Origin of the sequence: Streptomyces sp. NPDC032161 (assembly GCF_040636995.1) — a bacterium.
In the GTDB taxonomy this organism is placed as follows: Bacteria; Actinomycetota; Actinomycetes; order Streptomycetales; family Streptomycetaceae; genus Streptomyces.
On record NZ_JBEZVN010000002.1, the window covers coordinates 183,453 to 196,129 of the forward strand.

Annotated in this window: 8 protein-coding genes; 4 read left to right on the forward strand and 4 right to left on the reverse strand. The window is 72.8% G+C overall.

Going from position 1 to position 12,677, the window contains the following annotated elements:
* Positions 1 to 85: 85 nt before the first annotated feature.
* From AB0E67_RS06635 to AB0E67_RS06645, 3 genes are all read right to left on the reverse strand, one after another.
* Complete coding sequence (locus AB0E67_RS06635) at positions 86 to 1,630, reverse strand: SWIM zinc finger family protein (RefSeq protein ID WP_362021869.1); 1,545 nt, start codon at positions 1,628 to 1,630, stop codon at positions 86 to 88.
* Positions 1,627 to 4,710, reverse strand: coding sequence for a DEAD/DEAH box helicase (locus tag AB0E67_RS06640; RefSeq protein ID WP_362021871.1), 3,084 nt, complete (start codon positions 4,708 to 4,710; stop codon positions 1,627 to 1,629). Before AB0E67_RS06640 ends, AB0E67_RS06635 begins: the two co-directional genes overlap by 4 nt.
* A 185-nt stretch (positions 4,711 to 4,895) precedes the next feature.
* Complete coding sequence (locus AB0E67_RS06645; protein WP_362021874.1) at positions 4,896 to 6,059, reverse strand: slipin family protein; 1,164 nt, start codon at positions 6,057 to 6,059, stop codon at positions 4,896 to 4,898.
* Positions 6,060 to 6,336: 277 nt separating this feature from the next.
* On the opposite strand from AB0E67_RS06645, the gene AB0E67_RS06650 reads away from it, so the two are divergent.
* Entirely contained in the window at positions 6,337 to 6,684 is a 348-nt protein-coding gene (locus tag AB0E67_RS06650; RefSeq protein ID WP_362021876.1) for a hypothetical protein, read from the forward strand.
* A 95-nt stretch (positions 6,685 to 6,779) separates the two neighbouring features.
* On the opposite strand, the gene AB0E67_RS06655 is transcribed toward AB0E67_RS06650, so the two are convergent.
* A complete protein-coding gene (locus AB0E67_RS06655) occupies positions 6,780 to 8,162 on the reverse strand; it encodes a helix-turn-helix domain-containing protein (RefSeq protein WP_362023516.1) in 1,383 nt (460 codons plus the stop codon).
* A 187-nt stretch (positions 8,163 to 8,349) separates the two neighbouring features.
* On the opposite strand from AB0E67_RS06655, the gene AB0E67_RS06660 reads away from it, so the two are divergent.
* The 3 genes from AB0E67_RS06660 (at position 8,350) to AB0E67_RS06670 (ending at position 12,575) form a co-directional block, all read left to right on the forward strand.
* A complete protein-coding gene (locus tag AB0E67_RS06660; RefSeq protein ID WP_362021878.1) occupies positions 8,350 to 9,252 on the forward strand; it encodes an SGNH/GDSL hydrolase family protein in 903 nt (300 codons plus the stop codon).
* Between the two features lie 185 nt (positions 9,253 to 9,437).
* The gene (locus AB0E67_RS06665) at positions 9,438 to 11,378 is read left to right on the forward strand and encodes a hypothetical protein (RefSeq protein ID WP_362023518.1); all 1,941 of its coding nucleotides are present in this window, start codon (positions 9,438 to 9,440) and stop codon (positions 11,376 to 11,378) included.
* 102 nt (positions 11,379 to 11,480) lie between these two features.
* On the forward strand, positions 11,481 to 12,575 hold the full coding sequence (locus AB0E67_RS06670) for a tyrosine-protein phosphatase (RefSeq protein ID WP_362021880.1): 1,095 nt from the start codon (positions 11,481 to 11,483) through the stop codon (positions 12,573 to 12,575).
* Positions 12,576 to 12,677: the final 102 nt, after the last annotated feature.

A 12,677-nucleotide genomic window follows, 5' to 3' on the forward strand; every position in this document is an offset into this window, starting at 1 on the left:
ACGGGCCGTGCCGGGGCGGCCCCGGGGCGCGAGCCCGCACCGGAGCGCGGCTCGGCCTCACGAGTCGGAGGCGGGAAAAGCGGTGTCAGCCTCCGCCGAGTGCCGTGAGCGTGCCGACAGGATCGATGTCCGGAGTGGCGCGGGGCCACCAGTCGTCCTCACCCGGCTCGGACTCGTAGCCGTACCAGCGGCCGTCGTGGCCGAAGCGGAGCTGAAGTGTTCCGTCGGGGTGCGTGAGGCGGTTGCGCCAAGGGTGGAAGCGGGGGAAGTCGGCCGCGGCGAGCGCGGGACGGGCCCGGTCGAAGGGGCCGGCAGGAGGGTCCCAGGGCGTTTCGAGGACGGCCAGCCCTTCGGCACCGCCCTGGCGCCAGGCGGCGACGGCTCGGGCCAGATCGGTGGGGGTACGGCCGGTGGCGTACGCGAGTTCACGGTAGAGGGCGCGGGTGGTCGCCGTGAGCCCGGCGGTGGGGCGGGACGCGGCCAGCCGTACCGCGTCCTGCCACGGGGTGAGGCGGGCGAGCGGGTCGACGCCGGTGATGAGGAGCGTGTGCGCGCGTGCCGCCGCGTCCGTGGCGAGATGGTCGAGGGCGAGCGGGTCCCGGGCACCGGGCAGGCCCGGGTACGCGGGCGGCTGCCCCGGGTGCTGCGGGACCGGGAGCGGGGCGGGAAGCGGCGGGAGGGGACGGTCGGCGAGGGCCTCGCGGGCGGGCACCGACGGTGTCGTGGCGGCGCAGGGGCGTTCCCGGGCCTCGTGCGCGGCGTTGCGGTGACCCAGCTCCTCCAGGAGTTCGCGTTCGCCACGGCCGCGCAGCAGCAGGAGGACGAACGGGTCGGCGTCCAGGAGCCGGGCCATCTGGTAGCAGAGCGCGGACACGTGCTTGCAGGGCCAGCCGCGGTCGGGGCAGGTGCAGCCGGGGTCGAGGTCGTCGGGGGCGGGCAGCAGCACGACACCGGCCTCGGCCGCCGCGTCGACCAGTGAGTGCGGCATCTCCTTGTCGAGCAGTGCGGCCAGGTGACCGGGACGGGCGGCGACCGCGTCGAGAAAGGTGTCCCAGTCCGGGTCGGTCAGCACCCGCAGGCGCAGTTCGGTGCGGTAGGGGCGGGGACGGCTGCCGTGCACGTAGGCGACAACGCGACCGGGGGTGACCGTGATCGCGGCGACCTTGCCGCTGTCGGCGTACGTACGGCCGCGGGCGAGCCGTGCCTCGTCCATCGACAGGGATTCCAGGGCGTCCACCCAGGCGCGTCCCCACCAACTGTCCGCGAAGGGTTCGTCGCCCTGGGAGGTGCGGGGCGGCACGGCCTCGAAGGTACGGCGCAGATCGTCCGGACCGGGACGCGGGCGCACGGCGGAACGGTTGTCACCGACGACGCTCCGACGGGTCTCGGTACGGGCATCGGGGCCGGTCGGCCTGCGGCCCTCGGGGCGAGGATCCGGACCGGTGGGGCGACGGACTCCGGGGCGGGAATCGGGGACGGCGAGCCGGCGGGCATCGGCGCGGGCATCGGCGGCGAGGCGGCGAACCTCGGCACGCGGGTCGGCAGCGGTGAGCCGACGGGCCTCGGCACGGGAGTCGACGGTGCGGGAATCGGCGGTGGAGGGCCGACGGGCCTCCGGGCGAGGTGTCATTCCGGCCTCCTGAGCGAGACGAGGTCGGCCAGATCACGGTCACTGAGCTCGGTCAACGCGGTCTCGCCGCTGCCGAGGACGGCGTCGGCCAGATCCCGTTTGGCCTTCAGCAGCTCACCGATCCGGTCCTCGACCGTGCCTTCCGCGATCAGCCGGTGCACCTGGACGGGTTGCGTCTGGCCGATGCGGTACGCCCGGTCCGTGGCCTGTTCCTCGACGGCGGGATTCCACCAGCGGTCGTAGTGGATGACATGGGCGGCCCGGGTGAGGTTCAGTCCGGTGCCCGCCGCCTTGAGGGAGAGCAGGAAGACCGGGACCTCACCCGACTGGAAGCGGTCCACCAGCCGTTCCCGCTCGGCCACCGGCGTTCCACCGTGCAGGAGTTGGGAGGGGACGGCCCGCGCCGCGAGGTGGGCGGAGAGCAGCCGGGCCATCGTCACGTACTGGGTGAAGACGAGGACGGAGCCGTCCTCGGCGAGGATCGTGTCGAGGAGTTCGTCGAGCAGTGCGAGCTTTCCCGACCGGCCGACGAGGCGGGTCGGCTCCTCCTGCAGATACTGCGCGGGGTGATTGCAGATCTGCTTGAGCGAGGTCAGGAGCTTCATGATCAGGCCGCGTCGGGCGATGCCTTCCGATGCCTCGATGGCTCCCATCGTCTCGCGGACCGCGGCCTCGTAGAGCGTCGCCTGCTCCCGGGTGAGGAAGACGGGGTGGTCGGTCTCCGTCTTGGACGGCAGCTCGGGCGCGATCCCGGGGTCGGACTTCCTCCGGCGCAGGAGGAAGGGACGGACCAGGCGGGAGAGCCGTTCGACCGCTTCGTCGTTGGCGAGCCCGGCTGCCGTCCCGGTGTTCTCGACGATACGGGCATGGCGGGCCCGGAACGCCTTGAGGGGGCCCAGCAGGCCGGGCGTGGTCCAGTCGAGCAGGGCCCACAGCTCGGAGAGGTTGTTCTCGACGGGGGTACCGGTGAGGGCCACCCTGGCCGGGGCCGGGATGGTGCGCAGCGCCTTCGCCGTGGAGGAATGCGGGTTCTTCACGTGCTGGGCCTCGTCGGCGACGATCATCCCCCAGCTGTGATCGGCCAGTTGTGCCGCGCTGGAACGCATCGTGCCGTAGGTGGTGAGGACGAAACCGCCGTCGGGCTCGGCGAGCGTGCGGTCGGTGCCGTGGAAGCGGCGGACGGGCACTCCGGGGGCGAATCGATTGATCTCCCGGTGCCAGTTGCCCAGCAGGGAGGCGGGGCAGACGACCAGGGTGGGCGCGGGATGGGCGCGGCGCAGGTGGAGCGCGATGAGGGTGATCGTCTTGCCCAGCCCCATGTCGTCGGCGAGACAGCCGCCGAGACCGAGCGAGGTCATCCGGTCCAGCCAGGCGAGGCCGTGGAGTTGGTAGTCGCGGAGTGTGGCGGCGAGACCGGGGGGCGGAGCGACGACGGTGGTGTCGGCGGTGATGCGGGCTCGAAGTGCGGCCAGCGCGCCGACGGGCACCGCCTCGACCCGCTCGCCGTCGACCTCGGCGCTGCCGGTGAGCGCCACGGAGAGCGCGTCGACCGGATCGAGCAGGCCGAGCTCCCGCTTGCGCGCCTTGCGGACGAGCGCGGGGTCGACCACGACCCACTGGTCGCGCAGGCGGACCACGGGTCGGTGCGCCTCCGCGAGGACGTCCATCTCCTGCTCGGTGAGCTGCTCGCCGCCCAGGGCCAACTGCCAGTTGAAGGAGAAGAGTTGCTCGGCCTCGAAGAACGATGTGCCGTCGGTGGCCGAGCCCGGCGCGGGCCGCACGACGGCGGTGGCGGTCAGGGAACGGGCGAGCTCCCTTGGCCAGTGGACGCCCACCCCGGCCGCGGCCAGCCGCGTCCCGGCCTCGCCCAGCAGCTCGTACAACTCGTCCTCGTCGAGTGCCAGCACATCGGGCACCGGCTGATCCAGCAGCCGCTCCAACGGCGCCCAGACGCGAGCGGCCCGGCGCAGCGCGAGCACGGCGTCGATCCTGGCCCGCGGGCCGAACGGCTCCCCCGCCCCGCCGTGCCACAGTGTGGCCGCGTCGACGACGTGGGTCGGGTCGGCGAGGCTGTGCACCTGGGTGATCGCCGCGGCGGCGTGGCGCGCGGCGCTGATCGTCTCGGCCGCGCCGACCTTCCCATGCGGGTCGACCGCCTCGGTCGCGCTGCCCCTCCCAGCCGCGTTGATCGTTCCGGCCGCGCTGATCGTCTCGGCCGCGCCGGTCGTCCCGTACGGGACGACCGGGTCGGTCGCGGCGGCCGTGTCGGTCCTGTCGGATGCGGCGGCCGTATCGGCCGTGTCGAAGAGTTCGTACGCCGACAGGTCGAGACGCAGCGAGACCCGTACGCCCGCGTCGAGTCCGGCGGCGACGTCGACGGCCCAGGCGCGGGCCCCGGGCAGGTGCTGGGCTTCTCGGGCCGCGAAGGGCGCGCCCAGCGCGTAGGCGGCGGCCGGCGTGCGGGGCAGGGTGTCGGCCACGGCGTCGAGGAACGCCCCGAGCAGCCATTCCGGGTCGGGGAGCCGGAGCGGCGTAAGGTCCGGGACCGGGACCACGTACCCCTCCGACGGCATGGCGGCGGCGATGGCCCGCAGATGGGCGATGTCCTCGGCGTCACGCGGACCGGCCCGCCAGGCGTCGAAGCCGTCACCCGTCAGGCCGGGGAGCAGCCTGCCGCGCGCCACCAGATTGAGCGCCTGGAGCGCGGCGGCGCCCCAGCAGCGAGTGGCGGGATGCGCGAGCCCGTGGTGCCGCGCACGCACGAGCAGGGGCAGCGCGTCGGTCACGGGCAGCAGGATCGCCGGCACGGCGCTCCGACGGGCTCCGCCCCGCTGTCCGTGCCTGCGGACGACGGTGATCTCCGCGGTGGTGGCGCCGCGTGCGGGGGCCGCCCCGCACGCGGCGGCCGCGCTCCCGCTCCCGGGATCCAAGCGATCCATGGGCGGGAGCGCGCCGCCGTCAGGGTCCCAGAAGGCGACGCGTCCGTCCCTCGGCAACGGCGCGGGCAGGAACACGGCGGCACACCCGAGGAGGCGGACGACGGAGGCGTCGGTGTCCGGCTGGCGTTGTGCCGTGGTCATCGGTCCCCTCCCCCACCGCTCCGGTCGTCTCGATCACCCTGATCCTCATGACTCCTGCGAGTCTAGGCGGGGGGTCCGACAATCGGCTTCGCGGTGGCGTTCCCGCAGGTGGGAAGCCATATGCACCCTGTCCGCCGCCGGTCCCGGAACGGGGGCGATGCGTGCGAGGGGGCCGGATCAACGGATCAGTGCGGGGCGAGCGGCTTCGACGGCTTCGGCGGCTTCGAACGAGGGGGTCGCGTGGAATCGGACGACGAGGACGGGGACGGGGAGGACGGGGAGGACGGGGCCGCCGACGAGGAGGACGGGGCCGCCGACGAGGCCCCGGAGGGCGGCGAAGGCGTGGACGCGGGCGCGGAGGACACGGACGCCGGGGGCGCGGGAGGCGGAGCGGGCGAACGCTGCGGCGGGCGCGGCCTCGGGTGCGCCTGCGGTGTCTGCGCGGTGCGCTGCCCCTGGGCGGGACGCTGGGCCTGGGCCTGCGCGGGACGCTGCGTCGGCGCCGGACGTGGCGCCTGTGCCGGGGACGCGGAGGGCTGGGAGGGGCGGAGGGCCTGCTGCGAGGCGGGCGCCGCGTCCTGAGGTGCGGACGGTTGGGCCCGCTCCAGGAAGCGGAGCAGCTCCACCGGGAACGGGAGCACCAGCGTGGAGTTCTTCTCTGCGGCGACGGCCACCACCGTCTGCAGCAGCCGCAGCTGCAACGCGGCGGGCTGGGAGGACATCGCGCTCGCCGCCTCGGCGAGCTTCTTCGACGCCTGGAACTCGGCGTCCGCGTTGATCACACGGGCGCGACGCTCACGGTCGGCCTCGGCCTGGCGGGCCATGGAACGCTTCATCGTCTCCGGAAGCGAGACGTCCTTGATCTCCACCCGGTCGATCTGCACGCCCCACCCGACCGCCGGGCTGTCGATCATCAGTTCCAGGCCCTGGTTCAGCTTCTCGCGGTTGGACAGGAGATCGTCCAGATCGCTCTTGCCGATGATCGACCGCAGCGAGGTCTGCGCCATCTGCGACACCGCGAACCGGTAGTCCTCCACCTGGATCAACGCACTCGCGGCGTCGACCACCTTGAAGTAGATGACGGCGTCCACCCGTACCGTCACGTTGTCCCGGGTGATGCCGTCCTGCGCCGGCACCGGCATCGTCACGATCTGCATGTTGACCTTGCGCAGCCGGTCGATACCGGGGACCACCATGGTGAATCCTGGCCCGCGCACATCGTCGCGCAGCCTGCCGAGCCTCAGGACGACTCCGCGCTCGTACTGTTTGACGATCTTGGCCGCCGCGGCCAGGTACAACACACCCGCCGAGGCCGCCGTCACTACCGCGATCACGAGATCCTGGACCATGACGGCCCCCTGAAAGTCGGAACACCTGATACCACGGTATGCCCAGTATCCGCCGATATGAAGGCATCCATGTGGCAGCGCATCCGCCCACACGCGCCCCCACGCCCACAACCGGATCAGCTACGAGAGGGCCCCTTCGCCCGCCCGGCCGCACACCGGATGCCGGGGCGTCGGGGGACGGGCAGGGTGGCCAGCATCGGCACGCGCCGGTTCCGGTGATGCCGACGCATCCGATGGCGCCGACGAACGACCGGACGAGACAGACGAGGATCCGCCCATGCCCGTGATCGATCACCGACGCCGCCGTCTCGGCATCGCCGCCGTGACCACGCTCCTGGCCCTCACCGTCGCGGGCTGCTCCGGTCTCGGCCGGACCGCGGTCGGACCGGTCACGTACACGACCGGGCGGGATGCCACGGTCACGCTGCACAGCCCGCTGGTGCGGGGCTGCCACAAGCTCGACCCCGCGGGCGCCAAGGCGGTGAGCAACAGCACCCTGGTCGACATCATCCTGTACCCCACACCCGACTGCACCGGGCCGGGCTCGACGTACCTCGCGACCACGCTCACGGACGTCAACGCCGCCAGTGCGCCTCCGTGGCACAGTTTCCGTACGGTTCACTGACCCGCACCGTACGCTTCGACGCCGCCGGTTCTCCCGCCTCCCGCCTTCCCCCTTCCTCCTCCCTCTCACGGTGTTCCGTCTCCTTGCGGTGTCCGTCACACCGAGCGGCGCGCCACCAGCGCCGCGCTGATGTGCTGGAGGTCGGCAGGACGGGACGGCGAGAGGCCCGTCAGGCGGTCGATGCGGCGGATGCGGTAGTCGACGGTGTTGGGGTGGATGTGCAGGGCGGCCGCGGTGGTCCTCCGGTCCAGACCGAGTTCGAGGTACGTCTCCAGGGTGTGCAGCAGTTCGGGCTTGGTCTCCAGTGGCCCCAGCAGGCGCGCCAGCCCGGGCAGCGCCTCGCTGGGCCGGCTGAGCTGGTACTCCAGCAGGACATCGGCGAGCCGGTACAGGCCGGGCGGGCGGCCCGTTCGGGCGACCAGGTCGACGATCTCGGAGTTGCGGGCCACGGCGGCCGGAACGGCTTCCGGCTCCACGGTCTCCGCCGCTGCCGTGACGGGGACCCCGGCGGCACGGGCCGCCTCGTCGATCAGCGTGCACAGCCCGCCCGGACCATGCCATTCCGGCGGCTCCTCGACGGGCAGCAGCACCGTGCCGCCGGACGCGTCGAGGGCGGTGAGCACCGGCGTACCCGCGTAGTGGTCGAGGACCGTACGGATCCGGCGGATCTTGCGCCGGGCCGCGACACCGGCACCCGACCCTCGTCCGGTTCCCGCCCCCGACGTCAGGACGGACCCCGCCCCCGAGGTCGTCCCGGGCTCCGCTCCCGCCCCTGACCCCGCCTCAGCCCCACCCTCAGCCCCGGAGCCCACTCCCGCCCCAGCCTCAGGTCCAGCCCCGCCAGACCCCGCTCCCGCTCCCGCTCCCGCTCCCGACGACTGGGCCAGTTCGTCGGGGTGCGGCGCCAGTGCCAGGGTCAGCGCGAGGTACCGCGCGGCCGGGCGGGGCCCGGTGGGATGTGTGAAGCGGTCCAGCGGCTCACCGGCCAGCAGTGCGGCCATCAGGGCGTGCCGTCCGCCGTGCTCCTGGCTGTCGAGGATCCGCCGCGCCTCCAGATAGGCGCCGCTGACGGCGGACGTCAACTGCCGTTGGAGCACCATGATGCGGTCCGTGATCTCCAGGACGACGGGGAGATCGCCGGGCAGTGCCTCCTTCGCCGCCTCCTGCCAGCACATGGCCGTGCCGACCTGGTACGCCGTGAGGATCGCGTCCAACGGGACGCCCTCCTCCGCCCGCTGCGCCGCGGAGTCGCGCTGCTGGGCCAGTTCCGCCTCGGTCGCATGACGCCGGTATTCGACGATGTCGGCGAAGAGGCGCAGGTTGTGCTGGACGATGTCCGCGATGTCGCCGGAGATCTCCTCGCGGGGAAGGTCCGCGTAGACCGGTAGGTCGGAGAGGAGCCGGGCGACGACCCGCCCGGTCAGGGCGGGGGCACGGGCCCGCAGGCGTGCGGCCACCGGACGGCCCGCGATGGTCAGCGGGGCGGAATCCGGCCGCCCGGAGCCGTGCCGTTCACCGCACGCGACGAGCCGCTGATTGTCACGCGTCACAAGTTCTCCCGCGGAAGTCTGCGCTACCCACCAGTTAAACGACGGCACTCGAGTCTGCATGATGACCGGCGTCACACGCCATGCCCCACCTCACCCCCCACCGCCGGAGGAATCTGTGAACTCACCGCAGAACAAGGGTTTCTGTCGTTCCATCAGAACATTCCTGAGTGCGGTCGCCCTGGCCGGTCTGGCTGTGGGGACCGGAGCGGCACCGGCGTCCGCAGCCGCCGCCGACGGCCCCATGTCCTACGTCGCGCTCGGCGACTCGATGGCCTCTGGTCCGCTCATCCCGGACATCACGGGCCCGGTGGCCTGCGGACGTTCGACACACAACTACCCGCACGAACTCGCGGCGCGGCTCGGCGCCTCGCTCCGGGACGTCACATGTAGTGGCGCCGCGTCGAAACACATGACCGAGAAACAGTCGCTCTCGCTCCTCGACATCCCGATGGGATCGGCCCCGCCCCAGTTCGACGCGTTGCGTCCGGACACCGACCTGGTGACCCTGACCATCGGCGGCAACGACGCCGGGCTCGTCGGCATCGCGCAGAAGTGCACCACCCTCGACCCCAACGCCACCCCGTGCAAGGAGAAGTACACCGAGGGCGGCGTGGACCAAGTGGCGCAACGCATCGCGGAGTTCGCGCCGAAGCTGGGTGTCGTGCTGGACACGATCCACCAGCGTTCGCCGCACGCCCGAGTGGTCGTCACGGGGTACGGCCTCTACATCAAGCCCGGCGGCTGCTGGCCGTTGCAGCCGGTCCTCCCGGTGGACGCCGACTTCCTGCAGGGCAGCGTCGACCGGATGAACACGGCGATCGCCGAGCAGAGCGCCGCGCACGGCGCCGAGTACATCGACCTGGCCACGCCGAGCGTGGGACACGACGCCTGCCAGGCCCCGTCGGACAAGTGGGTCGAGGGGTACGTCCCGACCGCGGCCGCCGCCCCGCTGCACCCGAACCGGAACGGCGAGGCGAACTACGCCGCCATCATCGGCGCCCGCATAAAGGGGAGTTGACCCCGTTGCGGCACCGACTGCTGCGCGGGCCGGCGGCGGTGGCGCTCTGCGTCGCCGCCGCGCTCGTGCCGACCGCGCCGACGGCACGGGCCACCTCACCGCACGCGACCACGCCACCGGCACAGACCGCCACCGCACCACAATCGCCATCGCCATCGCCATCGCCCCAAGCCATCACCGCACCACTGCGGCCACAGCACACCGCACCGCAGGCACAGGCCGGCACGCCGCACGGACCGGGCTGCGATCCGCTGGCACCCACCGAGTGCCTGCTGCCGTTCCCCAACGACTGGTACACCCGGCCCGATCCGAGCACCGACACCGGACGCCGGGTGGCCTTCACCTCCGCGGGGCTGCCGCAGGCCGCGGCCGGTCTTCCCATCGACCCGACGGCCTGGAACCGGTCCGACGGCTTCTCCCCCGGCTCCGCGCTCATCGCCCACGTGCCCGGCCTCGACCTGGCGGCGACCGGCGCGGCCCCGCTCACCGACATCGGCCGCTCCCTCGCCCCGGACGCACCCGTCGTCCTGCTGGACACCCGGACCGGCGAACGCTGGCCGTACTGGGCCGAGTCGGACGCGAACGCGACGGACCCGGCACGCCGAGCGCTGCTGATCCACCCGGCGCGCAACTTCCGCGACGGCCATCACTACGTCGTCGCCCTGCGGCGGCTCAAGGACGGCGCCGGGCACACGATCCCCGCCGCCGCGCCGTTCGCCGCCGTCGTCGGCAAGCCGCTCCCCACCACTGATCCGCTGCACGCGCGTCAGCGCCAAATCCGCCCCTCTCTCAGGGCGTTGCGCCGCGCCGGGGTGGGGTCCGAGGATCTCCACCTCGCCTGGGACTTCACCGTCGCGAGCACGCGCTCTCTCACCGGAGATCTGTTCACCATCCGCGACGACGCGTTCCGCCGACTGGGCCGCCGCGCCCCCGCCTTCACCGTCACCGGTGTCACCGACCTCACGGCCGAACAGGACCCGAGGATCGCCCGGGAGGTGACGGGCCGGATCAGTGTGCCCGGGTACCTGAACCCACCGGGCGGACCGCCCGGCTCCGTCCTCGACCGGGGCCACGACGGAACCCCGCGGCGGCTCCCCTCGAACACCCAGGTCGCCGAGTTCCGCTGCGAAATACCGCGCTCCGCGTTCCGCGCCCCCTCCCGCCCCGCCCTGTACGGGCACGGCCTTCTCGGCCGCCGCTCCGAGGTCGGCGCGGGCAACGTCAAGGCGATGGCGGCGGAAGGCGGGTTCACGTTCTGCGCGACCGACTGGATCGGGATGGCCGAGGAGGACGTCCCCGTGGTCCTCGGCGCGCTCGCGGACCCGAACCTCTTCCCCGCCATTCCGGAACGCAGCGAACAGGGCATGCTCAACGCCCTGTTCCTGGCCCGCGCCCTGATCCACCCCGACGGGCTGACCGCCGACGCCGCCTTCCGCGACGGCGAGGGACGCCCGCTCGTCGACATCCGGCACGGCATCGCGTACGACGGGAACAGCCAGGGCGGAATCCTCGGCGGTGCCCTCGTCGCCGCCTCGCCCGACATCCGCCGCGCAGTCCTCGGTGTCACCGGCATGAACTACGGCCTGCTCCTGAATCGCAGCGTCGACTTCGCACCGTTCCAGCAGGTCATGAACCTCTCCTACCCGGACAAGCTGCGGCAGCAGATCGTCCTCCAGTTGTTCCAGATGGTGTGGGACCGCGGCGAGACCAACGGGTACGCGAACCATCTCACCGACCGCCACCAGGTCCTGCTGCACATCGCCTACGGGGACCATCAGGTCGCGAACGCGGCGGCCGACGTGGAGGCGCGCACCATCGGCGCCCGTCTCCTCACCCCGGCGCTCACGGCCGGCCGCAGCCCGGACACCGTTCCATACTGGGGCATCCGGACCATCGACCATGGTCAACTCCCCCACCGGGGCTCCGCGATGACGGTGTGGGACAGCGGTACGCCCAGCCCGCCGGTCACCAACACCCCGCCCATGGGGCCGCAGTACGGCCGCGACCCGCACTCCGATCCCCGCAACTCGTCGGCCGCCCGTCAGCAGAAGGCCACCTTCCTGACCACCGGCCGTGTCATCAATGTCTGCGGCGACACACCGTGCACCGCCGCCCCCGCTTCCTGACACCCCGCTCCAGTACAGGGAAACACCGCCAGCCTCCAGGAAAAGCCGACCTCCTGCCCAGGGAACACAGACCTCCCCCAGGGAACGCAGACAAGGAGCACCATGCGCACGCACCGCATCACCCACGCCGCCGTCCTGGCCGCCCTGCTCGCCGGCACCGTCCTGGTCCCGCCCGCCGTCGCCGCCGCGCCGGACGCCTCGCCGAAGGCGGGGGCCGCCGCCACGGTACGGGCCGCCGTGCCGTTCACCGCGGCGACCGCCCAGCGCGCCGCGGACGGTGGACACACGCTCTCCTGGTCGTCCCCCGCCGCATCGGTGACCGTCACCGCCGTCACCTCCCCCGACGCCACCACCGGCATCCCGGTGGGCACCGCGCCCGGCACCGGCTCGCTGACCGTCCCCGCCGGGACGCTCCCCGAGGCCGGACGCTGGTACTTCCGGCTGACGCCGGACGGCGGCTCGCCCCTCGTCGTCGCCGACCGCTCGCTCGGCATCGAGTCCGCCCGCAACTTCCGTGACATCGGCGGCTACCGCACCACCGACGGCCACTGGGTGCGCTCCGGCCTGGTCTACCGCTCCAACAAACTCAGCGGCCTCACCGACGCCGAGCAGCAGCGGCTGGTCTCCCAGCGCGTCACCCTCGACGTGGACCTGCGCAACGCGATCGAACGGCACGAGGACCCCGACCGGCTGCCCGCGGGCGTGAAGTACCAGGTCGCGGACGTCGCGTCGCTCAGCCACGGCCTCCGCTTCCACGACTCGGCCCTGACCACCCTGGCCAAGGCCATCGCGGCCGGACTGCTCTCCGGCTCGTCCGACCTCGGCCAGTCCATCGGCTACCCGTTCATGGTCGACTTCGTGGGCGCCGACTACGCGTTCCGCGATCTGCTCACCGCCGTCGCCACGAACGGCTCCGGCGCGACCGTCTTCCACTGCAGCGCGGGCAAGGACCGCACCGGCTGGGGCACGGCCGTCCTGCTCACCGTGCTCGGTGTCCCGCGTGACACCGTCGAGGCGGACTTCCTCGCCAGCAACCAGTACACCGGCAACCCGAAGGCCGTCGAGCTCGGTTGGCTGCGCGCGGCCTTCGCCGAGGTGGACCACCTGTACGGCGACTTCGACACCTACGTACGGGAAGGGCTGAAGATCGACGACGCGACGGTGGCCGCGCTGCGCGCCAAGCTGCTGACCGACTGACACGACCGACCGCCCCGCGGTCACCGGCGCACAGCAGCTGACCCGACGTCACCGGCCCTCATGCGGGGGGTCATCGCCGAACGCCGCACACACCCGCTCCCC

What these genes read in the sequence shown, in the direction of transcription:
- AB0E67_RS06670 (WP_362021880.1), top strand. Translation starts at nt 11,481, where the DNA reads ATGCGCACGCACCGCATCACCCACGCCGCCGTCCTGGCCGCCCTGCTC.
- AB0E67_RS06645 (WP_362021874.1), bottom strand. Translation starts at nt 6,059, where the DNA reads ATGGTCCAGGATCTCGTGATCGCGGTAGTGACGGCGGCCTCGGCGGGT.
- AB0E67_RS06635 (WP_362021869.1), bottom strand. Translation starts at nt 1,630, where the DNA reads ATGACACCTCGCCCGGAGGCCCGTCGGCCCTCCACCGCCGATTCCCGC.
- AB0E67_RS06640 (WP_362021871.1), bottom strand. Translation starts at nt 4,710, where the DNA reads ATGACCACGGCACAACGCCAGCCGGACACCGACGCCTCCGTCGTCCGC.
- AB0E67_RS06650 (WP_362021876.1), top strand. Translation starts at nt 6,337, where the DNA reads ATGCCCGTGATCGATCACCGACGCCGCCGTCTCGGCATCGCCGCCGTG.